The sequence below is a fragment of the Stenotrophomonas sp. Steno-C18 genome (assembly GCF_056393195.1).
In genome coordinates this window covers 72,371-93,930 of sequence record NZ_JBWJOX010000012.1, presented here as the reverse complement: position 1 = coordinate 93,930, position 21,560 = coordinate 72,371, and the positions used below count along the sequence as shown (strand labels likewise).

The window sequence follows — 21,560 nt, the reverse complement described above, 5'->3', positions numbered from 1 at the left end:
CTCTTCATGGTTCCTCGAAGCCGGCGTCGGCCGACTCGAAAATCTTCAGCCGACCACGCAGGCGCAGCGTGGCCTGGCCGTGGATCTGGCAGACGCGCGACTCGCTGACACCGAGCACCGCGCCGATCTCTTTCAGGTTCAGTTCCTGCTCGTAGTAGAGCGAGAGCACCAGCTGTTCGCGCTCGGGCAGCTGGCTGATGGCCCTGCCCAGTTCGGCACCGAACTGGCTGCGTTCGAGCATCTGCTGCGGGGTGGGGCCGCCGGTGGCCGGGGTGTCCAGCTCGCCCTGGTCCTCGATGCGCGACTCCAGGCTCAGCACCTGGCCGCGCGAGGCATCCTCGACCAGCCGCATGTACTCGGGCAGCGGCATTTCCATCGCCTCGGCCACCTCGGTGGCGCTGGCGGCACGGCCGCTGGCCTGCTCGAGGCGACGAATGGTGGCCGCGGCATCGCGGGCGCGACGGTGCACCGAGCGCGGTACCCAGTCGCCACGCCGGATCTCGTCGATCATCGAGCCGCGGATGCGGATCGAGGCATAGGTCTCGAACGAGGCGCCCTGTTCGGCGTCATAGCTGCGCGAGGCCTCGATCAGGCCCATCATGCCAGCCTGGATCAGGTCGTCGACCTCCACGCTGGCGGGCAGGCGCGCGGCCAGGTGGTGGGCGATGCGGCGCACCAGGTCGGCGTGCTGGGCAATGCACTCGTTGGCCGCATTGCGCTGGACTTCACGGTAATGGGCCGTTGCGTTCATGCGCTCACCTTCTGCTGGATGATGCGTTCCAGGAAGAACTCGACGCCGCCGCGCGGGGTGGTGGGGGCCTGCCAGCGCGCGGTGCGGCGGGCGATCTCCTGGATGGCCAGGGCGGCCGGTGCCGACGGGTACAGCTTCACCACCGGCTGCTGGCGCTGCACCGACACGCGCAGCCAGTCGTCCTGCGGCACGCAGCCCAGGTAGTTGAGCGAGACGTCGATCAGGAACTTCTCGCAGACGCGCACCAGCTTCTCGTACAGGGCGCGGCCTTCGTTGGGATCACGGGCCATGTTGGCCACGACCTGGATGCGGTCCACGCCGCGCTCGCGCGAGAGCACCTTGATCAGCGCGTAGGCGTCGGTGATGGAGGCCGGCTCGTCACAGACCACCACCACGGTGTCCTGCGCGGCCTGGCAGAAGGTCAGCACGCTGTCGGTGATGCCGGCGGCGGTGTCGATGATCATCACGTCCAGGTCGCGTTCCAGCTCGGAGAACGCGTTGACCAGGCCTACGTGCTCGGCCGGCGCCAGTTCGGCCATGTGGCGGCGGCCGGACGCGGCCGGCACCACCAGCACCCCGTTCGGGCCCTCGATGATCACTTCCTCCAGCGTGCAGCGCCCGGCGACCAGGTCGGCCAGGGTGTGCTTGGGCTGCAGGCCCAGCACCACGTCGATGTTGGCCAGGCCCAGGTCGGCGTCCAGCAGCAGGGTGCGCTTGCCCATGCCGGCCAGTGCCACGGCCAGGTTGGCCGAGACATTGGTCTTGCCGACGCCGCCCTTGCCGCCGGTGACGGCGATGGTGCGCACCGGTCCTGCGGGCTCGCGCCGGGTGGCCGCGAGCGGGAAGGTGTGGGTCAGCTTGGCGTACTCACGCGACTGCATTGTTGAACTCCGGGTTGCAGGGCATATCGGCCGCGCGGCGCAAATCTTCAAGGCGAAGTACGAGATTGGCCGCCGAGGCCCGGTGCAGGTCCTCCGGCACGTCCTGGCCGTCGGTGACCCAGGTCACCGGCAGGCAGTGGTCCACGGCGATGGACAGGGCCGAGCCGAAGCGGCCGGTCTCGTCCAGCTTGGTCAGCACCACGCCCTGCGGGTTGGCGGCGCTGAAGCGGCGCACCACCTCATCCATGTCCTGGAAGGAGGTGTTGGCCGGCAGCACCAGCAGGGTGCGGATCTGGCCGGCGGCGCGCAGCCACTGCAGCTGGGCGGTGAGGGCGCGGTCGCGCTGGCCCAGCCCGGCGGTGTCGATCAGCACCAGCTTGTAGTCGGCCAGCTTCTGCAGCAGCTGGTTCAGGTCGGTACCGCTGTTGGCCTCGTGCACGGCGATGCCGAGCTGGCGGCCGAAGCCATACAGCTGCTCGCGCGCGCCGATGCGCTGGGTGTCGGTGGTGACCAGGGCCACGTCACGCGGGGCGTGGGCCTCGGCGAAGCGCGAGGCCAGCTTGGCGATGGTGGTGGTCTTGCCGGCGCCGGTCGGGCCAACCAGGGCGATCACGCCACCGGTCTCGATCGGGTCGACCGGGGCGATCGGCAGCTTGCGCGAGATCAGGCCCAGCATCAGCCCGCGGGCACGGCTGGGGTCGGTGTCGGCCGGGATCTGCAGGACCACGTCGCGGGCCAGGCCCGCGTCGAAGCCGTACTCGTCCATCAGGTCCAGCGCATTGGCACGCACCGCGCTGCCGCGCAGGCGCTCGTCGGTGAAGCGGTGCATCTCGCGCTCGATCATCTGGCGCATGCCGGCCATTTCCTGGCGCAGCTGGATGAGTTGTTCGTCGTCGCGGCGGGAGGCCACCACGCTCAGCGCCGCGGCGGTCTCCGGGGTGACCGGGATGGCGACCGGTGCTGCCGGTGCTGCAGTCACGGCCGGTACGGCCGGCGCAACGGGCACGACAGCTTCGGTCGTGGCCGCGGCAACCGGTGCGGTTACGGCGACCACCGGGGCAGCAGCCACGGGCGCTGCGGCCGGCAGTTCGGCCACTGCCGGTACCGGGGTCGGCTCCGGCTGCGGCGGATCGATCTGGAACTGGGCGCGCTGCACCGGCGGCACCGTGTCGACCGTCGCGGCCTGGGACGGCTCCTGGCTGGCTGCCGGGACCTTGGCGGCGACGCTGCCGGCAGGACGGAAAGCCGGCACCACCGGCGGTTCGTCAGCCAGCAGGGTGGCGAAGTGCTGCGTCGCCACGGCCGCCGGTGCCGGTGCGATCGCGGCGAATGCGGCGGGCATGGCCGCCGCCGGGACGATGGCGGCGGGAATGACCGGGGCTTCGGCGGCCGGCTGCTTGAGCAACGAAGCGAAGCGGCTGCCCGGCGCCAGTTCCACGCTGGTGTCGATCGAGCGGCCAGTGGCACCCACGGCCGAGCGGGCCAGGGCGGCGACCGCGGACGTGGTGACGGCGACCGGTTCCGGCTCCGGGGTACGGCGACGGGTGACCGCGGCCATGATCGCTTCAGCGGCACTGCGCGGCTTGCTCGGGGCCGGCGGGGCCGGGCGGCTGGCTTCCAGCGCCTGCTGCACCACGGCTTCGTCGTAATGGGCGGCCGCCACGATCTCGACACCTTCCTCGATGCGGCGGTTGGAAAGGATGACCGCGTCCGGCCCATGCTCCTTGCGCACCAGGTTCATGGCGGTGCGCATGTCGGCGGCGACGAAACGTTTGATCTTCATGTTCTGGTACCGGGAGTGGGGCTGCCGCGAAGGAGTGGCGTTGGCGATGTCGTGCATGGCGTTGCGGGCTCCTTCGTGCGCGGGTGTTTCGGTCGGTTGGGTGTCTGTTTTCCGTCGCCGGCCCTTTCGGGGAGCCGGCTTCCGGGCGCCGTCAGCTGATCGTGCCGACCAGCTTCAGGCGCTTGTCCTCCGGCACCTCGCTGTAGGCCAGGACCGACAGCGAGGGAACGCTGTGGCGGACCAGGCGCGCCAGCGCGGCGCGGACCGGCGCCGGTACCAGCACGACCGCGGGCTCGTTGCGGGCCTCCTGCTTGCCGACGCAATCGGCAAGACTCTGGTGGAGGCGTTCGGCGAGACCGGGTTCCAGTGCGGCACCATTGCCTTGGGTGGACTCCTGCAAGACCCGTTCCAGTTGCGGGTTGAGGGTGAACACCGGCAGTTCCGGCGACATCCCGGCAATCTCCTGCACGATGAAACGGCCCAGCGCGTTGCGCACCGCCGCGGTGAGCGCGGTCGGGTCCTGGGTGACCGGCGCGGTTTCCACCAGCGCCTCGGCGATCTTGCGCAGCTGGCGGATCGGCACCCGCTCGACCAGCAGGTTCTGCAGCACGCGCGCGATCGTGGACAACGGCAGCGCCTTGGGCGAGAGGTCCTCGGCCAGCTTGGGCGCGCTCTTGGCCAGGGTCGCCAGCAGCTGCTGCACTTCCTCGTGGCCCAGCAGTTCGGGTGCGTGTTCGCGGATCAGGTGCGAGAGGTGGGTGGCCACCACGGTGGCCGGGTCGACCACGGTGTAGCCCAGCGATTCGGCGTGGGCGCGCTGGTGTGGCTGGATCCAGGTGGCATCCAGGCCGAAGGCGGGATCCTTGCCGGCGATGCCTTCCAGCTTGCCCATCGCGCTACCGGGGTCCAGCGCCAGCTCACGGTCGGGGTGGATGTCGGCGGTGCTGACCGGCACGCCATGGATCAACAGGCGGTAGGCGGTGGCCGGCAGCTCCAGGTTGTCGCGGATATGCACCGGCGGGATCAGGAAGCCGAGGTCCTGGGTGAGCTTGCGGCGCACGCCCTTGATGCGGGCCATCAACTCGCCGCCCTGGGTCTTGTCCACCAGCGGGATCAGCCGGTAGCCGACCTCCAGGCCGAGCGGGTCGACCGGGCGCAGTTCGTCCCAGCTGAGCTCGGCGGTGGGCGAGGGTTGGGTGGCCGACAACCCGGCCAGCGCGCCGTCGCCGCCGTCCGCGGCGGCGGACTTTTCCTTGCCGGCGTTGGCCATCTCGCGCTTCCACAGCTTCCAGGCCACGAAGCCGAGCACCGAAGCCAGGGTCAGGAAGGCCAGGTTGGGCATGCCCGGCACCAGGCCGACCAGGCCGAGAATGCCTGCGGTGATGGCCAGGGCGCGGTACTGGCCGAACACCTGGCCGGTCATTGCCTGCGCCATGTCCTGCGAACGCGAGGCGCGGGTGACCAGCATCGCCACCGCGCTGGACACCAGCAGCGCCGGCAACTGCGCCACAAGGCCGTCACCGATGGACAGCAGGGTGTAGGTGGCGGCGGCGTCGCCGACCGGCATGCCATGCTGCAGTACGCCGACCGCCAGGCCACCGAGCAGGTTGATGAACAGGATCAGGATGCCGGCGATGGCGTCGCCGCGGATGAACTTGCTGGCACCGTCCATCGCACCGTAGAAGTCGGCTTCCTCGCGGACCTCCTCGCGGCGCAGCTTGGCTTCCTCGCGCGTCAGCAAACCGGCGTTGAGGTCGGCGTCGATGGCCATCTGCTTGCCGGGCATGGCGTCCAGGGTGAAGCGCGCGGTCACTTCCGACACGCGTCCGGCACCCTTGGTGATGACCACGAAGTTGATGATGGTCAGGATCGCGAACACCACGATGCCGACCGCGTAGTTGCCGCCGATCACGAACTCGCCGAACGCGGCGATCACCTTGCCGGCGGCTTCATGGCCGTTCTGGCCGTTGAGCAGGATCACGCGGGTGGAGGCCACGTTCAGCGCCAGCCGTAGCATCGTGGTGACCAGCAGCACGATCGGGAAGATGGTGAAGTCCAGCGGGCGCTTCACGTACACCACGGCCAGCAGCACCATCAGCGAGATGGCGATGTTGAAGGTGAACAGCGCGTCCAGCACCGGCGCGGCCAACGGCACCACCACCATGGCCAGCAGCGCCAGCACGATCAGCGGCGCACCGAGCCCGTGGCGGAGCATGTCCAGCAGGCGGCGGCCCGGCGAGGTGGTCAGCTGCGCGCTCATGGGCGGCCCTCCGGACCAAATTCATCCACGTCGAGCGGCGGCAGCTGCGGCATCGGGCCGGTGTTCCACTGGCGCAGCTGGTAGACGTAAGAGAGGACCTGGGCGACGGCCGAATACAGTCTCACGGGGATTTCCTTGCCGAGTTGGCTTTCCCGATACAAGGCGCGTGCCAAAGGCGGGGCCGAGACGATGGTGACGCGGTTGCCGTCGGCCACCTGGCGGATGCGCAGGGCCAGCTCGTCCACGCCGCGGGCGACCACGGTGGGGGCGTTCATGCGGCCGCCCTCGTACTTCAGGGCCACGGCGTAGTGGGTGGGGTTGACCACCACCACGTCGGCGCTGGGCACCGCTTCCATCATCCGTCGCTGCGAGAGCTGCATCTGCATCTGCCGGATGCGGCCCTTGACCTCCGGGCTGCCCTCACTTTCCTTGAGCTCGCGCTTGAGCTCCTCGCGGGTCATCTTGAGCTTCCGCAGCCAGTTCCATTTCTGGTAAGGCGCATCGATGGCCGCCAGCAGGGCCATGGCGCCGGCGGTGGCCAGCAGCAGCTTCATGGTGAAGCCCAGGCCATTGCCGGTGGCACTCTCCAGCGGCTGGTGCAGCAGCCCGCGCAGCAGGTCGATGCCGTGCCAGATGCACAGGCCGCCGGCGGTACCGACGAACAGCACGCGCAGCACCGACTTGACCAGCTCGGCCACCGCCTCGGCGCCGTACAGGCGCTTGAAGCCGGTGAGCGGGTTGAGCCGGTTGAGGTCGGGCATCAGCGCCTTGTTGGAGAAGCGCAGGCCGCCCATCAGCACCGGGCCGATGAAGCTGGCCAGGATGCAGACCAGCAGCAGCGGCCAGAACGCCAGCATCAGCCGCAGCAACATCCAGCCGGCATGGCCGAACAGGGCGTCGGTGGAGTGGAGCAGGGCCGGCTCGGGCGCCAGGGCCGCCTTCATCCATTGCCGTGCCGAGGCCGCCATGGAACCGGCGCTGGCATGCAGGCCGAGCACGGCCGCGGTGAACACGGCGGCCGTGGCCAGTTCGCGCGAACGCGGGATGTTGCCGTTCTCGCGGGCCTCGCGCAGGCGCTTTTCAGTCGGGAGTTCGGTCTTTTCCCCGGCCTGTTCGTTCTCGGACATTGCACGGTCTGGATGAAGGATTCATCCCGTGCCGTGCAAGAACCGTTCCGCGCGGTCTCACTGTCCTTGAAGACATGGCCCGTCGGTGGCGGCGGGGAAGCCGGCGGCCGTTGGCCGCCGGTGCCGGTGTCAGGCCTGGTGGTTCTGGTAGGCGGACAGGCGGGCGTCCAGCGCCGCCTGCCGCGAATCGCCGCCATGCAGGCGCATGAAGTTCTCGGCGCTGACCGGGCGGCCGAGCAGGTAGCCCTGCAGGTGGTCGCAGCCCAGCCGCTCGACGTAGGAACGTTGGCCAGGGGTTTCGATGCCCTCGGCCACCACCGACAGGTTCAGTGCGTGGCCCAGCGCAACGATGGCCGAGACGATCACCACGTCCTCGTCGCTCTCCTCCAGCGCCACCACGAAGGCGCGGTCGATCTTGATCTCGGTGGCCGGGACCCGCTTGAGGTGCAGCAGGCTGGAGAAGCCGGTGCCGAAATCATCGATGGAGATGCCCACGCCCAGCGCCGCGACGCTGCGCAGCACGTTGATGGCGTTGTCGGCGTCGCGCATCACCGCGCTCTCGCTGACCTCCAGGATCAGGCGCGAGGGCGGCAGCTCGTGCAGCTCCAGCGCGCTGCGGACCTCATCGAGCAGCTGCGGCGAGCCGAGCTGGCGCCCGGACAGGTTCACCGAGATGCTCCACTCGGTGTTGCCGGCGTCATGCCAGCTGCGCATCTGCCGGCAGGCCTCGTTGAGCACCCAGTTGCCGAGCGTTTCCATCAGCCCGTTGAGCTCGGTCAGGCGGATGATGCGTTCGCTCGGGACGTAGCCGTGTTCGGGGTGGCGCCAGCGGATCAATGCCTCCGCGCCGCTGATCCGGCCAGTTTCGGCATGCACGCGCGGCTGGTAGTGCAGGGACAGCTGCGGGCCGCCGATGGCCTTGCGCAGGTCCTCGAGCAGGCGCCGGTCCTGCTCGGCGTTGTCGTTCATCCATTCGGCGAACAGCGTGTGGCCGTTGCGCCCGGCCTGCTTGGCGTAGCGCATGGCGATCTCGGCCATGTTGACCAGCGGCGGGGCGGACTGGCCGTGCTCGGGGGACAGGGCGATGCCGAGGCTGCCGGTGATGCGCATGTCACGGCCGCCGACCCGCACCGAGTTGACCGCCAGGATGATGCGCTCGGCCTGGGCTTCGATGTCCTTGCCGTCGGTGACCGGCATGGCGATCACGAACTGGTCGCCGCCGAGCCTGCCCACCAGCTCCTCGTTGGGGAACAGCTGGCGCAGGCGTTCGGCCACGTCCACCAGCGCGGCATCGCCGGCCTGGGGGCCGTAGGCGCCATTGATGTGGCGGAAGCCATCCAGGTCGATGGACATCACCGCGCAGGCCTGGCCGGCTTCCAGCAGCTGCTCGATGCGGTCATGGGCCAGCTGGCGGTTGGGCAGGCGGGTCAGCGAGTCGTGCTGGCTGGCGTGGAACAGCTCCTTGCGGGCATCGTCCAGCGACGCCACCAGCATCGAGTTGCGCAGGTGCAGCAGGCGCGACTGCATGCGCTGCTCCAGCAGCGAGAAGGTCAACACGATCGCCATCACGCCGACGGTGAGCAGCACCACGCAGGCCGCCAGCCACTCGGTGGGTACGCCACCGCTGCGGGCCGCGCCGCAGACCGAGCCGGCGGGGAAGTTGGCCGCCGCCATGCCGGTGTAGTGCATGCCGACGATGGCCAGGCCCATTATCACCGAGGCGATCAGCCGCGGAGGCAGGGCCTGCTCTGCGGTGCGCAGGCGGAAGGCGATGTACAGCGCACTCCACGAGGCCACCACGGCGATGACGATGGAAAGCACGAACCAGAGGCGGTCGTACTGGATATCCGGCTGCATGCGCAGGGCGGCCATGCCCACGTAGTGCATCCAGGCGATGCCCAGGCCCATCAGCAGCGCCCCCAGCGCCAGACGCAGGTGCGGCAGGGTCGGTTGCGAGACCAGCCACAACGCGAACAGCGATGCGGCGATGGCCACCAGCAGGGATTGCAGGGTCAGCCACAGGTCGTAGCCCAGCGGGATCGGCAGGCGGAAGGCGAGCATGCCGACGAAGTGCATCGACCAGATGCCGGCGCCCATCGCCACGCCGCCGGCGATCAGCCAGCGCGCCGCGGTACGGCGGGGTTGGGATGCCGATACCCGCGAGGCCATGTCCAGGGCCGTGAACGAGGCCAGGATGGCGACAAGGATGGACAGCACCACGAACAACGGGTTGTAGCTGCCTGCGAGCATCAAACCCCTCCCTAGTTGATCAGGCCGTCGGCATGCCGCCGCGGCAAACCGCATGGACGCTCCATCCCCCAGCCATGCTTCGGCCAAGACTATCCACGGGTCCCCGACAGGCGGCAAGGGGGCGTTCCGGCCAAGCATGTGGCAGAAGCAGGAGCTGCGCAGTCCGTCACATTGTCACTTGCCGGGCCGCATCGAAGGCCGAATCGAACAGGCGTTGCACCGGCGGGCCCATCTCCCCGGCCAGCAGGGTCAGCAGGAACAGGCCCAGCAGCAAGGCCACCGGCAGGCCGAGCTGCATCGGGTTCAGGGCCGGCGCGGCACGGGCCAGCACGCCGAATGCCAGGTTGATGGCCAGCATGGCCACGGTCAGCGGCAGGGCCAGCGACAACGCACCACGGAAGATCTGCACCGCCAGCGTCGGCGCCAGTGCGGCCATCGCGTGCGGATCGGGCAGGGCGGTGCCGATGGGCAGCGCCTTGTAGCTGTCCACCAGCAGCGAGACCACCGCCAGGTGGCCGTTGGTGGTGAAGAACAGCAGGCCGAACAGCAGGTAGAACCATTGGCCGATGACGCCGGAGCTGCCGCCGCGCAGGGGGTCGGTCATCTGCGCGAAGGCCAGGCCGGTGCTCTGCGCGATCATTTCGCCGGCCATGGCGCCGGCCTCGAAGATCAGCCGCAGCAGGAAGCCCATGCAGATGCCGACCGCCAGCTCGCGGGCGATGGTCAGTACGGTGACCGAGTCGAAGCCGTAGAACAGCGGTACCGGCGGCAGTATCGGTGCCAGTGCCACCGACAGGGCGATGCCCAGCAGGACGCGGATCCGTGCCGGCACCGCGCGGCTGCCGACCATGGGCATGGCCATCAGCATGGCGCCGATGCGCAGCATGATCCAGAGCGTGTTGCCGATGATGGCGAAGGCCTGCTGGCCGTCGATCATCGTCCCGGTTGCCGAATCCATGCAGCGCTACCCGATGAGGTGGGGGATGCGCTGGAACAGCAGGATGGTGAACTCGACCAGGTGGCCGAGCAGGAGGCTGCCCAGCGCGAACAGCGCCGCGGTGAGCGCACCGGCCTTGGCGACGAAGGCGATGGTGGGCTCGTTGAGTTGGGTGGCGGCCTGGATGATGCCGACCACGACGCCGACCACCAGCACGGTGAGCAGCAGCGGGCCAGCGATCCAGAGGGTGGCGACCAGGCCACCACGCAGTTCGGTCAGGGCAAGTTCGGGGCTCATGTGGGGATGGATGCAAGGTTGGTGCCAGACGAAGGTCAGCGGCCGGGTGTCAGGTTTCCGACGTTGCTGTTGCTTAGGGGGTTGCCTTGCATTTGCTCTTGCTCTTGATGTTGCCGTTGCTGTTGCCGTGGATTTTGACGTGCCGGGTTCCCTTCCGTAGCGACGGAGCTGGCAGACAAGACCCCGAACGGGGCGCCGCACAAGGATGTGCGGCGTTTTTCGACGAGACAGGGACGTCTCGTCGAAAAATCCTGCCGGCGGAGTGGAACCGCGATGCGCAGCATCGTGGGCGCGGAGGCAGGGTGTGCTTTCTTTGGGCCACCTTTCTTTGCACAAGCAAAGAAAGGTGTGCTCGCCCCCTTCAGGGGGCGAAAGCTCTTGCCCCTAGCTTTTCAAAGTGGCGTTGAAAGCAACAAGCAAGAGCAAAGGCTTTCACTCCCCTTCGGGGAGCGAGTTACTTTTCTTTGCTCGTGCAAAGAAAAGCTAACCAAAAGAAAGCACGCCCTGCCTACGCGCCTTCCGCGCTGCGCGCTCCAGGTCCACTGCGCTGTCGGGATTTTTCGACGGGACGTCCCTGTCCCGTCGAAAAACGACGTGCATCCATGCACGTCGCCCCTGCGGGGTCTTGTCCGTCAGCTCCGTCGCTACGGAAGGGTACCCGGCACGTCAAAATCCACAGCAACGGCAACGGCAACGGCAACGGCCGAAGCCAAACCCAAATCCAAATCCAAACCCAAACCCAAACCCAAGAAGCCGCCGTCGGTTGCTGGGCCGGAAACAACGAAGCCGCGAGGTGATCGCGGCTTCGTGCAATGACTCCATCAGCGGTGGCTCAAACGGCGTTGAAGCTCGCAGCAAGCGTGCCGACCACCAGCACCCAACCGTCCACCAGCACGAACAGCAGGATCTTGAACGGCGCCGACACCAGCATCGGCGAGAGCATCATCATGCCCATCGACATCAGCACGCTGGACACCACCAGGTCGATGATCACGAACGGGATGAAGATCAGGAAGCCGATCTCGAAGGCGGTCTTCAGCTCACTGGTCACGAACGAGGCGACCAGCACCGGGAACGGGATCGCATCCGGGCTGGCATAGGCGCCATGACCGGCCAGGCCGGCGAAGGTCATCAGGTCGGTTTCGCGGATTTGCGCCAGCATGAAGGCGCGCAGCGGCTCGGTGGTCAGCGTCCAGGCGGTCTGGAAGTCGATCTGGCCATCCAGGTACGGCGCCATGCCGGTGGACCACGCTTTGTCCCAGACCGGCATCATGATCATCGCGGTCAGGAACAGCGACAGGCCGAGCAGGATCTGGTTGGACGGCGTCTGCCCGGTGCCCAGCGCCTGGCGCAGCAGGCCCAGCACGATGATGATGCGGGTGAAGGCGGTCAACACCAGCAGCATCGACGGCAGCAGGGTGATCGCCGTCATCAACAGCAGCGTCTGCAGCGGCAGGCTGACCGGCGCACCGCCGACCTTGCCGACGTTCACGTCCGGAAGCGACGGCAGCTGCGGCGCGGCGGGCGCTGCCCAGGCGAACAGCGGCAGTGCCAGCAGCGCCAGCAGCGCGAACAGCTGCCAGCAGGTGCGGGAGTTGAAGCGGTGGACCGGCATGATCAGGAGTCCTTGCGCAGCTTCTGTGACAGCAGCTGGGCGAAATTCGGGAGTTGTTTGAGGTTGGGCAGCGTCGGTGCCGGTGCCTGCGGCAACGGCTCGGGCAAGGCGTGCAGGGTGCTGATGCCGCCGGGGCTCACGCCCAGCAGCAGCTGCTGGCCGTTGACGTCGACCACCACCACGCGCTCCTTGGCGCCCACGTTGAGGCTGGCGACCACCTTCAGGCCTTCGGCCGGGCGGAACTGGCCGCCGGGCAGGCGCTTGAGCAGCCAGCCCAGGCCGACGATCAGGCCGAGCACCATCAGCAGCATGAACACCGCGCCAAACAGGCTGGGCGTGGTCGCGGCATGCTGGCCGACCGGCGTGGCCAGCTTGCCGGCGGCCGGTGCGACGGCAGCGAGCAATGCGATCAACGCAGTCTCCGGATCCGCTCGCTGGGGCTGACCACGTCGGTCAGGCGCACGCCGAAGCGGTCGTTGATGACCACGACCTCGCCATGCGCGATCAGGGTGCCGTTGACGAACACGTCCAGCGATTCGCCGGCGCCACGCTCCAGCTCCACCACCGAACCCTGGTTGAGCTGCAGCAGGTTGCGGATCGGCAGGCGCGCGCGGCCCACTTCCAGCGACAGCGTGACCGGAACGTCCAGGATCACGTCCAGGTCCAGGTCGGTGCCGTTGCCGCCGTCGGCCTGCAGGTTGGCGAACTGCGCCGGGGTGGCGGTGTTGCCGGTCGCGTTGGATTCGATGTCATTCATTGGATGTTTCCTGGATCACTGGAACGTTGGGTCGCTTGCCCGGGGGATGGGTGGCGATGATCTTGATCGCGTTGCGGTCGTTGGCCACGCCGAACTCACCGGTGAACACCGGGATGCCTTCCACGCACAGCGGCACCTGCTTGGGCATGTCGATGGGCAGGATGTCGCCGATCTTCAGCTTGGTCAGTTCGCGCAGGCTCATGCGCCGGCTGGCCAGTACGCTGGACAGCTCCACTTCGGCGGTATCGAGTTGCTCGCGCACCATCACCGCCCAGCTCTCGTCGCGGTCGTTGCGGTCGCTCTGGATGCCGGCGTCGAGCAGTTCGCGGATCGGCTCCAGCATCGAGTACGGCAGGGTGATGTGGATGTCGCCGCCGCCGCTGTCCAGCTCCACGTGGAAACGGCTGACCACCACATACTCGCGCGGGCTTACGATGTTGGCGAAGTGCGGGTTGATCTCGGAGTTGATGTAGTCGAAGTCGACGTTCATCACCGGACCCCAGGCCTCGCGCATGTCGGCGAAGGTCTGCTTGAGCATCAGCTGGATCACGCGCATCTCGGTCGCGGTGAACTCGCGGCCCTCGATGCGGGTGGGGTAGCGGCCATCGCCACCGAAGAAATTGTCGACGATGGCGAACACCAGGGTCGGCTCGAACACGATCAGCCCGGTGCCGCGCAGCGGCTTGAAGCGGATCAGGTTGAGGTTGCTGGGCACGTACAGCGAATGCAGGTAGTCGCCGAACTTGATCAGCTCGATGCCGCGCACCGACAGCTCGGCCGAGCGCCGGATCAGGTTGAACAAGCCGATCCGCCACAGGCGGGCGAAGCGCTCGTTGACCATCTCCAGGGTCGGCATGCGGCCGCGGATGATGCGGTCCTGGCTGGCGAAGTCATAGGAGCGGGCCTCGCCCGGCGCCGGGCCGGGGTCCACGGTGTTGACGCTGCCCGAGTCGACGCCGTGCAGCAGGGCATCGATCTCGTCCTGGGACAGCAGGTCGTTGATGCTCATGGCGGCGCCTTATTGGGTGACGAAGCTGGTGAACAGCAGTTCGTCGACGCTGTTCTTGCCGGTCTCGGCCTTCATCAGCTTCTGCACCTCGACCAGCGCGGCGGCCTGCAGCTTCTCCTTGCCGGCACGGTCGGCGATCTGCGCCGGCTCGACCTGGGAGAACAGCATCAGCAGCTTGGCGCGGATGGCCGGGGCGTGGGTCTGCAGCGCCTGCAGGGCCAACGGGTCGCGGGTCATCAGCTGCACCTCGACCTGCAGGTAGCGCGGGCCGTCGATGGAACCGTTGAGGTTGACCACGAAGGCCGGGTCCAGCGCGAAGTACTGGGCCGGGGCGGGCAGGGCCGGGGTTTCCACCTTCGGCGTGCTGGCAGGCGCGTTGTCCCGGGTGTAGTACCAGACGCCGCCGCCGGCGGCACCGGCGGCGATCACGGCGATGAGCGCGGTGATCAGCAGCGGGCGCTTGGACTTGCCGGGGGCGTCCTTGGCGGTTTCGGGTTTACGGGTTTTGTCTGCAGCAGCCGCCACGTTGAACTCCTCAGGAATGCTGAGTCCATACATGCAAGCGGCGTGCCGTAGCCCGGGCGTCAGGACCTTGACGCGTCGTCGGCTGCGCCCCGGAAGGCACCCCACCGTAGGAGCGGCCTTGGCCGCGAAGCCGGGGCGGCTGGCATTGCATGCCGCGTGTCAGCAGGCGCTCCTACAGCCAGATCGCGTTCCAATAGGGATAGAAACGAGGCGAGCTGACCAGCCCGGCCCTGACCGGGTTCATGAGGAGGTAGCGGGCGACTGCCCGGAGATCCTCTTCCCGGCGCAGGGCACGGTCATGAAAAGCACGTGCCCAGACCGGACGCTCGACGGTGGCCGGAAGGTGACGCGTGGTGTTGGCCTTGAGCCGGGCGATGGTCCTGCCTATCGGTTCGGGCCCGTCTGGCGCGATCAGGCCATGCCAGTGGTCCGGCATCAGCACCCAGGCCATCAGACGGGCATGGGGCCAGTTGCCGGGATCGTGGATGGCGCGTGCGACGTGGGCGGCAAGGGTGTGTTGGCCAAACAGCGCAATACGGTCTCGGGTGGTGAAGGTGATCAGGCTGATCTGGCCGATCTGGGTGGTCCGGCCGCGGCGCAACGCCTTGTGGCCAGGGGGTTGTTCGGGTGACAAGGGCATGCCCCAGCGTGATGTGGTGGCTTGCCACTGGATGTCGGGCGATGTTGCGGGTAGCAGTCGGGAAGCATTGCCGGCTTCGCGGCCAAGGCCGCTCCTACCATGGGGGCAGGCTTTACGCGTAGGCGTCGAGCAGGCCGCGCAGGCGCAGGGTCTGCGGCCGGGCGGTGGGCAGGTCCGTGCTGTCCCGGGCATGGCCGGGCTCATCGCCGCTCCCGTGTTGGCCTTCCTGTTGCCGGGATTGCTGGCCGACGTCGGCATGGGCCAGTTGCAGGCCCTGCTCGCCGAGCATCTCGCGCAGGCGCGGCAGGCTGTTCTCCAGCGCCTGGCGCACTTCCGAATGGGCGCTGGTGAAGCTGGCATGGACGCGGTCGCCGTCCAGCTGCAGCTTCACGTCCACCTGGCCCAGGTCGTGCGGCGTGATGCGGATCTGCGCGTGGCCGATCTTCTGCTCCGCCAGCCAACTGACGCGGGCGCCGATGGCGTCGTCGAAGTCGTCGCCCTGCAGGTCGGGGGTGGGCGTGGGTGCCTCGAGCCGGGCAGCGCTGGTGCGCAGGTCCGGGCCGTTCTGCAGTTGCAGCAGCTGGTTGAAGGCGGTGGACTTGGGATCGACATTGATGTCGACGTCGATGCCCTTGTCGCCGCCGGTCTTGTCGCCGATGAGGGTCTGCTCGACCTGTTCCAGCGTGGCGGTGAGCTCGGCACTCTCCGCTGCCGGCGTCGCCGCGATGCTGGCGGCGGCGACGGGCAGGGTGGCGGTCGGCGCAGTGTTGGCCGGCGCCGGAGCGGGGGGCTGGACCGGCGCCGGGACGGGGGCCGGTTCAAGCGGCGCGGCCAGCAGGGCGGTCAGTCCCGGTGGCGGCCAGGGTGCGTCTTCCACCGGGGCCTCCTTGTCGGGCGTGGCGGGTGTGTCGGTCGCCCGGCCTGCCTCGGCCGCAGGGTTTTCCGCCTCGGTGGCTGCGTCGTCGTTGCCTTTGGCGGGGGCCGTACCGGTGTTGCCGTCCTCGGCAGCGACGCCGCTGTTGGATGCCTGCGCGGGGGCGGGCTTGTCCTGCAGCAAGGCATCAAAGCGGGACGGCTTGCCGCCGTCGCAGCCGCCACTGGCGCGGCTGCTGCCGGTGCCCGTGCTGCTGGCAGTGTCGCTGCTGACCAGTGAGGCAGTGCCGAGCACGTTCATGCGCCGCTCCCGTCATCGCCGTTCCTGGCTTCGCGGGCGCGGCGGGCGCCGAGATCGTCCATCTCGCGCTGGTCGCGGCGGTTCTCTGCCTGCTTTTCCTGCGCGCGGTAGCTGGCCGCCAGTTGCTCCAGCACCTGCTTGTCGCGGCTGGCCAGCAGCAGGCGGGCGCGCTCGGCGTCCACGCGCTCGCGGTTGCTGTCCACGGTGCGGCTCTGCGCCTGCACCGCGTTGTCCAGGCGGTCGAGGAAGGCGCGGCGGTTGAGCAGCTGCGCGGCGCTGGTGGTGGCCAGCTGCGCCGAGGCGTACTCGTCGGCGTACTGGCGCAGCTCGGCCAGGCGGCTCTGGTGCATGTCCAGGGCCTGCTGGCGCTCGGCCAGGGCCTTGGCGACTTCATCTTCCTTGTCCTGCGCGCGGCGCAGCAACGGGTCCAGGCGACGGGACGGGCTCATGCGGGCTTCTCGCTATCTACCAGTTGTTGCAGGGCATTGAGGCTGTGGGACAGGTCGGCCGAGGCGTGCACGTCCTGGCCGAGGAATTCCATGATTTCCGGCCAGCGGTCCAGGGCCTCGTCGGTGACCGGGTCATTGCCGCGCTGGTACGCGCCGATGGCGATCAGGTCGCGGTTGGCCGAGTAGGCCGAGACCAGGCGCTTGAGCTTGCGGATACGCGCGCGCCAGACATCGTCGGCGATGTCCTGCACCACGCGGCTGACCGAGGACTCCACGTCGATGGCCGGGTACAGGCCGCTGTCGGCAACCCGCCGCGACAGCAGGATGTGGCCGTCGAGGATGGCGCGGGCGGCATCGGCGATCGGGTCCTGCGGGTCGTCGCCTTCGGTCAGCACGGTGTAGAAGGCAGTGATCGAGCCGCGGCCCTTGGCACCGTTGCCGGCGCGTTCGACCAGCGCCGGCAGCTTGGCGAACACCGATGGCGGGTAGCCACGGGTGGTCGGGGGTTCACCCACCGACAGGCCGATCTCGCGCTGGGCCTGGGCGAAGCGGGTCAGCGAATCCATCAGCAGCAACACGTTCAAACCCTGGTCGCGGAACCACTCGGCGATGGCGGTGGCACGGTAGGCGCCATGCAGGCGGGCCAGCGGCGGCCGGTCGGCGGGACTGGCCACCACCACGGCGCGGCGCAGGCCTTCCTCGCCCAGCGTGGTTTCGACGAAATCGCGGACTTCGCGGCCGCGCTCGCCGATCAGGCCGACCACGATCACGTCGGCGGCGGTATAGCGGGTCATCATGCCCAGCAGCGTCGACTTGCCGACGCCGGAGCCGGCGAACAGGCCGACGCGCTGGCCGCGGCCGATCGGCAGCAGTGCATTGATCGCGCGCACGCCCACGTCCAGCGGCTGGATGATGGGTTCGCGCGCCAGCGGGTTGATCGCCACGCCTGCCATGCCGACGTTGCCTTCGGCCCGGATCGGGCCCTTGCCATCCAGCGGCACGCCATCGCTGTCGATGACGCGGCCAAGCAGGCCTTCGCCCACCTCCACGCCTCCTCGCTTGTAAGAGGGCACCACGCGCGCATTGGGCAGCAGGCCGTGCAGTTCGGCACTGGGCATCAGGTAGGTGCGGTCACCGGAGAAGCCGACCACTTCGGCGTCGACCCAACCGCCGTCGATGACCTCGACCTTGCAGCTGGCGCCCATCGGCGCCTCGCAGCCGACCGCTTCCAGGGTCAGGCCGATGGCCCGGCGCAGGATGCCTTCGCGCACCAGGCCATGGCCGGCTCCGCCGGTGCCATCCAATGTGATGCCATCCAGGCGCGCGGCCAGGCGCAGGTTGCGTGCGGCCGCCCATTCGGCCGGGGCCGGGGACAGGCTCATGGGGTGGCTCCGGCGCGGCGCAGCACGGTGCCCAGCGCGGCGCGCAGGCGCGCGTCGAGGGTGCCGTCGATGCGCACCGACTCGGCGTGCACGCGCAGGTCGCCGCGGCTGAGGCTGGTATCCGGGGCCAGGCGCTGGCCCTCGGGCAGCGCCAGCAGGGCGCTGATGGCGGCGATGTCGTCCGGGTGCAGGCGCACCTCGACCTCGCGCTGGGCGCCGCTGACGGTCTCCAGTGCTTCGTTGACCAGCGCTGCCAGCAACGACGGGTCGGCTTCATAGGCCCGGCCGATCAGCGCCCCGGCGATGCGCACCGACAGTTCGCCGAGCGCGCCGACCACCTCGTTTTCCAGCCGCACCAGCGGCCGGCTGAAGTTGTCCAGGATGCCTTCGATCTGGGCGATCAGGCGCCGCACTTCGGCCTGTCCCTGGGCGTAGCCTTCGCCGTGACCCTGCTGGAAGCCTTCTTCCTGCGCGGCGTCGCGGATGGCCTGCACTTCCTCCAGGGTCGGTAACTGCAGCGGCGGCGGTGCCGGCTCGTGCGCGGTGATGGTCTCGATCTCGTCCGGCACGCCCATGGGCGCCGGCTGAAGGGGCGCCGAGCCGCGGGTGAGGTCCGGGGCGTGCCAGCGCACGACGTTGCTCACAGCATGGCCTCCGCGCTGCCGCCGATGGTGACGGTGCCTTCATCGGCCATGCGCTTGACGATGGCCAGGATCTCGCGCTGCGCGCCTTCCACGTCGGAAAGGCGCACCGGGCCGCGTGCTTCCATGTCCTCGAGCAGGATCTCGGCCGCACGTTGGGACATGTTGCGGGTGATCTTGTCGCGCACCTTGATGTCGGCGCCGCGCAGGGCCAGGCCCAGGCGCTCGCCGCTGACCTCGCGCAGCACCAGCTGCATCTCGCGGTCGTCCAGGTCGACCAGGTCGTCGAACACGAACATCAGGTCCTGGATGCGGCTGCCCAGCGGGGCGTCCACGCGCGCGATCTCGGTCAGGATCACCTGGTCCTGGCCGCTGTCCATGAAGTTGAGGATGTCGGCCGCGCACTGCACGCCGCCGATGCTGGACGACTTCAGGTTCTGGTTGCCGGCGAACTGGCGTTCCATGATCTCGTTCAGTTCGTTCAACGCATTGGGCGGGATGCCGTCCAGGGTGGCGATGCGCAGCAGCACGTCCACGCGGGTGCGCTCGGGCAGCAGCTTGAGCGCATCGGCGGCCTGGTCGTTCTCCAGGTGGGCCATGACGATGGCGATGATCTGCGGGTGTTCGTTGCGCACCAGGTCGGCCACCGCGCGCGGGTCCATCCACTTCAGCGCATCCAGGCCGGTGGTGTTGCGGCCGAGCAGGATGCGGTCGATCAGGCTGCTGGCCTTGTCGCTGCCCAGCGCCTGCACCAGCATGTTGCGGATGTAGTCGTCCGAGCCCACCGACAGCGAGGTCTTGTTGCCCAGCTCGGCGCCGAAGTCGTCCATCACCTGCTGCACCTGCTCGCGGGTGACGTCGCTGAGGGTGGCCATGGCGATGCCGATCTTCTGCACCTCCTTGGGCTCCATGTGGCGCAGCACCTCGGCCGCGTCGGCCTCGCCCAGCGAGAGCAACAGCACGGCGGCGCGCTGCACGCCGGACATCTGCAGGGTGTCAGTCATTGGCCACCCATCCCTTCACCACCTGGGCAACGCGCTTGGAGTCGGAGCGGACCGCCTCGCGCGCCATGCGCAGGCGTTCCTCGTAGGCATCCACCGGCAGCGCCAGCGGCGCGGAGCCGTCGAGCTGCAGGCGGTCGTTGCCGAGGGCATCGGGCATGCGCAGGTCATCATCCATCACCTGCACGTCGGCGCGCAGCGGGTCCTCGTCCCTGGCCAATGCCTTGGGAGGACTGGAGATCTGGCGCAGGGCCGGGCGCAGCACGCCGAACAGCAGTGCCAGCACCACGATCGCGCCCAGGCCCATGCGCAGCCAGTCGCGCAGCTGCGGGTTCTCCCACAGCTTGGGTTCTTCCACCGGCAGGGCCTCGCGCACGAACGGGGCATTCATCACCGACACGGTGTCACCGCGTTCGGCGCTGAAGCCGACCGCCTGTTTCACCAGTGCCTCCACGCGGGTCAGCTCGGCCGCGCTGAGCGGCTGGTCGACCGTCTTGCCGTTGCTGCCGGCGCGCGGCACGTGGTCGACCAGCACGGCGACGGACACGCGGTTGACCCGGCCGGCCGGCTGGCGGGTGTGCTGCAGGGTGCGGTCCAGCTCGTAGTTGCGGGTGGCGTTCTTGGAGGTTTCGGTCGGTGCGGCGGCGGTGGGCGCCGGCGCGGCGGCGGGGCCGGGCGGGGTGTTGCTGACCGCGCCGGGCACGCCCTGCGGGCCGGCCACGTTGCTGGTGTTCTCGCTGATCTGTTCGCTGCGCACCTTCTGCGGCTCACCGTTGTACAGCTCACGGGCCTCCTCGGTGACCGAGAAGTCCATGTCCACGCTGACTTCCGGGTTGACCCGGCCGGCACCGGTCATCGGCTCCAGCAGCTCACGGATGCGCTGGTTGTAGGAGTTCTCCAAGCGGCGCACCTGGTCGAACTGGGCGGCGTTGAGCGCGGCATCGCTGTTGGGGTCGGCGATGGTGAGCATGCGGCCGCTCTGGTCGACCACGGTCACCCGTTCCGGGGCCAGGTCCGGGATGCTGGAGGCCACCATGTGCACGATGGCGTCGACCTGGTTGCGTTCCAGCTGCTGGCCGCCACGCAGTTCCAGCACCACCGAGGCGCTGGCCACGTCGCGCTGGCGGGTGAACGCGCTGGGCTTGGGAATGGCCAGGTGCACGCGGGCGTCACGCACCGGGCGCAGGCTGGTGATGGTGCGGACCAGCTCGGTTTCCAGCGCGTGCTGGTAGCGGGCGTTCTCCACGAACTGGCTGACGCCGAAACCGGGGTCGCGCTCCATCAGCTCGAAGCCGAGCCGCCCGCTGTCGGTCAGGCCGGAGCCGGCCAGCTTCAGGCGCGCATCGTGCACGTTGGCTTCCGGCACGGTGATGGCGCCGGTGGCCGCATCGAGCTTGAACGGGATCTGCGCCGCCCGCAGCAGGTCGGTGGCCTGGGCCGTGGCCTTGTCATCCAGGCCGGTGTACAGCGGCACCATCGGTGCCTTCTGCGACCAGAAGAACACGAACAGGCCCGCCGCCACGGCAACGGCGATCATGGCCATCAGGCCCAGCCGGCGGGTGATCTGCAGGCTCTGCAGACGGTCGAACCAGGCCCCGGCCTGCTCGGTGTTCAACGACTCTTTGGACAGCGCGAATGCCATGCGTCTGGATCCTTACAGCGGCATGTTCATCACGTCCTGGTAAGCCTGGACGAGACGGTTGCGGACTTCCACGGTGGCGCGGAACGCCAGCTGGGACTGTTGGGCGGCGACCATCACCTTGGCCAGGTCGGCACCGGGCTCACCGCGTTCGAAGGCGGCCGCCAGCTGGCCGGACTTCTGCTGGGTTTCGTTGACGCTCTTCAGTGCGCCCTGCAGGGTCTGGCTGAACGACGGTGCATTGACGGCGTTGCCCCCGGTCAATCCCTCGATGGCGTTGCTGCGCGGCAGGTCGCCAGTCGGCGCCACCTGGCCGACCTGGTTCTGCAGGCTGCGGATCTGGGAAAGGACGGAGGTGATGGAGTGGGACATCGAAACGGGTTCCGGTAGCAGTCGATCTGCAGGGGAGGTTGCAAGTTGCGTGCCGGAACCCGGAGGCCTT

General features: G+C 68.8%; 21 protein-coding genes. All 21 read right to left on the bottom strand.

Going from position 1 to position 21,560, the window contains the following annotated elements:
- Nucleotides 1-4: 4 nt before the first annotated feature.
- Nucleotides 5-751 (bottom strand): RNA polymerase sigma factor FliA, encoded by a 747-nt coding sequence (locus AC06FE_RS18680; protein WP_132863162.1) that lies wholly within the window; start codon nt 749-751, stop codon nt 5-7.
- Nucleotides 748-1,632: a MinD/ParA family protein gene (locus AC06FE_RS18675; protein ID WP_132863163.1), complete on the bottom strand. Its 885-nt coding sequence runs from the start codon at nt 1,630-1,632 to the stop codon at nt 748-750. Before AC06FE_RS18675 ends, AC06FE_RS18680 begins: the two co-directional genes overlap by 4 nt.
- Complete coding sequence (gene flhF, locus AC06FE_RS18670) at nt 1,619-3,415, bottom strand: flagellar biosynthesis protein FlhF (protein WP_478073901.1); 1,797 nt, start codon at nt 3,413-3,415, stop codon at nt 1,619-1,621. The genes AC06FE_RS18675 and flhF overlap by 14 nt, the downstream gene beginning before the upstream one ends.
- A gap of 151 nt (nt 3,416-3,566) precedes the next feature.
- Nucleotides 3,567-5,675, bottom strand: a complete 2,109-nt coding sequence (gene flhA, locus AC06FE_RS18665; RefSeq protein ID WP_192285855.1) for a flagellar biosynthesis protein FlhA — start codon at nt 5,673-5,675, stop codon at nt 3,567-3,569.
- Complete coding sequence (gene flhB / locus AC06FE_RS18660) at nt 5,672-6,802, bottom strand: flagellar biosynthesis protein FlhB (RefSeq protein ID WP_478073900.1); 1,131 nt, start codon at nt 6,800-6,802, stop codon at nt 5,672-5,674. The genes flhA and flhB overlap by 4 nt, the downstream gene beginning before the upstream one ends.
- Before the next feature lie 129 nt (nt 6,803-6,931).
- Nucleotides 6,932-9,052 carry a putative bifunctional diguanylate cyclase/phosphodiesterase gene (locus tag AC06FE_RS18655; RefSeq protein WP_478073899.1) on the bottom strand — a complete coding sequence of 707 codons (2,121 nt, stop codon included), beginning with the start codon at nt 9,050-9,052 and terminating at the stop codon, nt 6,932-6,934.
- 166 nt (nt 9,053-9,218) lie between these two features.
- Nucleotides 9,219-10,010 (bottom strand): flagellar biosynthetic protein FliR, encoded by a 792-nt coding sequence (fliR, locus tag AC06FE_RS18650; protein WP_132863168.1) that lies wholly within the window; start codon nt 10,008-10,010, stop codon nt 9,219-9,221.
- Nucleotides 10,011-10,016: 6 nt separating this feature from the next.
- Nucleotides 10,017-10,286 (bottom strand): flagellar biosynthetic protein FliQ, encoded by a 270-nt coding sequence (locus AC06FE_RS18645; protein WP_132863169.1) that lies wholly within the window; start codon nt 10,284-10,286, stop codon nt 10,017-10,019.
- 832 nt (nt 10,287-11,118) lie between these two features.
- On the bottom strand, nt 11,119-11,901 hold the full coding sequence (fliP, locus tag AC06FE_RS18640; protein WP_446541834.1) for a flagellar type III secretion system pore protein FliP: 783 nt from the start codon (nt 11,899-11,901) through the stop codon (nt 11,119-11,121).
- 2 nt (nt 11,902-11,903) lie between these two features.
- Nucleotides 11,904-12,314, bottom strand: a complete 411-nt coding sequence (gene fliO / locus AC06FE_RS18635; RefSeq protein ID WP_192285845.1) for a flagellar biosynthetic protein FliO — start codon at nt 12,312-12,314, stop codon at nt 11,904-11,906.
- Nucleotides 12,311-12,658, bottom strand: a complete 348-nt coding sequence (gene fliN / locus AC06FE_RS18630) for a flagellar motor switch protein FliN (RefSeq protein ID WP_132863443.1) — start codon at nt 12,656-12,658, stop codon at nt 12,311-12,313. The genes fliO and fliN overlap by 4 nt, the downstream gene beginning before the upstream one ends.
- Nucleotides 12,651-13,667 (bottom strand): flagellar motor switch protein FliM, encoded by a 1,017-nt coding sequence (gene fliM / locus AC06FE_RS18625; protein ID WP_132863445.1) that lies wholly within the window; start codon nt 13,665-13,667, stop codon nt 12,651-12,653. The genes fliN and fliM overlap by 8 nt, the downstream gene beginning before the upstream one ends.
- Before the next feature lie 9 nt (nt 13,668-13,676).
- On the bottom strand, nt 13,677-14,192 hold the full coding sequence (locus tag AC06FE_RS18620; protein WP_132863447.1) for a flagellar basal body-associated FliL family protein: 516 nt from the start codon (nt 14,190-14,192) through the stop codon (nt 13,677-13,679).
- 172 nt (nt 14,193-14,364) lie between these two features.
- On the bottom strand, nt 14,365-14,832 hold the full coding sequence (locus AC06FE_RS18615) for an REP-associated tyrosine transposase (RefSeq protein WP_478073898.1): 468 nt from the start codon (nt 14,830-14,832) through the stop codon (nt 14,365-14,367).
- A gap of 112 nt (nt 14,833-14,944) precedes the next feature.
- A complete protein-coding gene (locus AC06FE_RS18610) occupies nt 14,945-16,006 on the bottom strand; it encodes a flagellar hook-length control protein FliK (RefSeq protein ID WP_478073897.1) in 1,062 nt (353 codons plus the stop codon).
- The gene (gene fliJ / locus AC06FE_RS18605) at nt 16,003-16,455 is read right to left on the bottom strand and encodes a flagellar export protein FliJ (protein WP_132863452.1); all 453 of its coding nucleotides are present in this window, start codon (nt 16,453-16,455) and stop codon (nt 16,003-16,005) included. Before fliJ ends, AC06FE_RS18610 begins: the two co-directional genes overlap by 4 nt.
- A complete protein-coding gene (gene fliI, locus AC06FE_RS18600) occupies nt 16,452-17,837 on the bottom strand; it encodes a flagellar protein export ATPase FliI (protein ID WP_323439057.1) in 1,386 nt (461 codons plus the stop codon). Before fliI ends, fliJ begins: the two co-directional genes overlap by 4 nt.
- Nucleotides 17,834-18,412: a FliH/SctL family protein gene (locus tag AC06FE_RS18595; protein WP_132866086.1), complete on the bottom strand. Its 579-nt coding sequence runs from the start codon at nt 18,410-18,412 to the stop codon at nt 17,834-17,836. Before AC06FE_RS18595 ends, fliI begins: the two co-directional genes overlap by 4 nt.
- Before the next feature lie 65 nt (nt 18,413-18,477).
- On the bottom strand, nt 18,478-19,464 hold the full coding sequence (gene fliG, locus AC06FE_RS18590) for a flagellar motor switch protein FliG (protein ID WP_132866087.1): 987 nt from the start codon (nt 19,462-19,464) through the stop codon (nt 18,478-18,480).
- A gap of 10 nt (nt 19,465-19,474) precedes the next feature.
- Nucleotides 19,475-21,121 carry a flagellar basal-body MS-ring/collar protein FliF gene (fliF, locus tag AC06FE_RS18585; protein ID WP_478073896.1) on the bottom strand — a complete coding sequence of 549 codons (1,647 nt, stop codon included), beginning with the start codon at nt 21,119-21,121 and terminating at the stop codon, nt 19,475-19,477.
- A 12-nt stretch (nt 21,122-21,133) separates the two neighbouring features.
- A complete protein-coding gene (gene fliE / locus AC06FE_RS18580) occupies nt 21,134-21,490 on the bottom strand; it encodes a flagellar hook-basal body complex protein FliE (protein WP_132863458.1) in 357 nt (118 codons plus the stop codon).
- Between the last annotated feature and the right edge of the window lie 70 nt (nt 21,491-21,560).

Excerpts from the sequence above, each read along its gene's own strand:
- fliF (WP_478073896.1), bottom strand. The coding sequence starts at position 21,121 with ATGGCATTCGCGCTGTCCAAAGAGTCGTTGAACACCGAGCAGGCCGGG.
- AC06FE_RS18675 (WP_132863163.1), bottom strand. The coding sequence starts at position 1,632 with ATGCAGTCGCGTGAGTACGCCAAGCTGACCCACACCTTCCCGCTCGCG.
- fliM (WP_132863445.1), bottom strand. The coding sequence starts at position 13,667 with ATGAGCATCAACGACCTGCTGTCCCAGGACGAGATCGATGCCCTGCTG.
- fliG (WP_132866087.1), bottom strand. The coding sequence starts at position 19,464 with ATGTCCGGCGTGCAGCGCGCCGCCGTGCTGTTGCTCTCGCTGGGCGAG.
- AC06FE_RS18645 (WP_132863169.1), bottom strand. The coding sequence starts at position 10,286 with ATGAGCCCCGAACTTGCCCTGACCGAACTGCGTGGTGGCCTGGTCGCC.
- fliR (WP_132863168.1), bottom strand. The coding sequence starts at position 10,010 with ATGGATTCGGCAACCGGGACGATGATCGACGGCCAGCAGGCCTTCGCC.
- AC06FE_RS18610 (WP_478073897.1), bottom strand. The coding sequence starts at position 16,006 with ATGAACGTGCTCGGCACTGCCTCACTGGTCAGCAGCGACACTGCCAGC.
- flhA (WP_192285855.1), bottom strand. The coding sequence starts at position 5,675 with ATGAGCGCGCAGCTGACCACCTCGCCGGGCCGCCGCCTGCTGGACATG.
- fliJ (WP_132863452.1), bottom strand. The coding sequence starts at position 16,455 with ATGAGCCCGTCCCGTCGCCTGGACCCGTTGCTGCGCCGCGCGCAGGAC.
- fliE (WP_132863458.1), bottom strand. The coding sequence starts at position 21,490 with ATGTCCCACTCCATCACCTCCGTCCTTTCCCAGATCCGCAGCCTGCAG.
- flhB (WP_478073900.1), bottom strand. The coding sequence starts at position 6,802 with ATGTCCGAGAACGAACAGGCCGGGGAAAAGACCGAACTCCCGACTGAA.
- fliP (WP_446541834.1), bottom strand. The coding sequence starts at position 11,901 with ATGCCGGTCCACCGCTTCAACTCCCGCACCTGCTGGCAGCTGTTCGCG.
- fliI (WP_323439057.1), bottom strand. The coding sequence starts at position 17,837 with ATGAGCCTGTCCCCGGCCCCGGCCGAATGGGCGGCCGCACGCAACCTG.
- AC06FE_RS18680 (WP_132863162.1), bottom strand. The coding sequence starts at position 751 with ATGAACGCAACGGCCCATTACCGTGAAGTCCAGCGCAATGCGGCCAAC.
- AC06FE_RS18595 (WP_132866086.1), bottom strand. The coding sequence starts at position 18,412 with ATGGGCGTGCCGGACGAGATCGAGACCATCACCGCGCACGAGCCGGCA.
- AC06FE_RS18655 (WP_478073899.1), bottom strand. The coding sequence starts at position 9,052 with ATGCTCGCAGGCAGCTACAACCCGTTGTTCGTGGTGCTGTCCATCCTT.
- AC06FE_RS18615 (WP_478073898.1), bottom strand. The coding sequence starts at position 14,832 with ATGCCCTTGTCACCCGAACAACCCCCTGGCCACAAGGCGTTGCGCCGC.
- flhF (WP_478073901.1), bottom strand. The coding sequence starts at position 3,415 with ATGAAGATCAAACGTTTCGTCGCCGCCGACATGCGCACCGCCATGAAC.
- fliN (WP_132863443.1), bottom strand. The coding sequence starts at position 12,658 with ATGAATGACATCGAATCCAACGCGACCGGCAACACCGCCACCCCGGCG.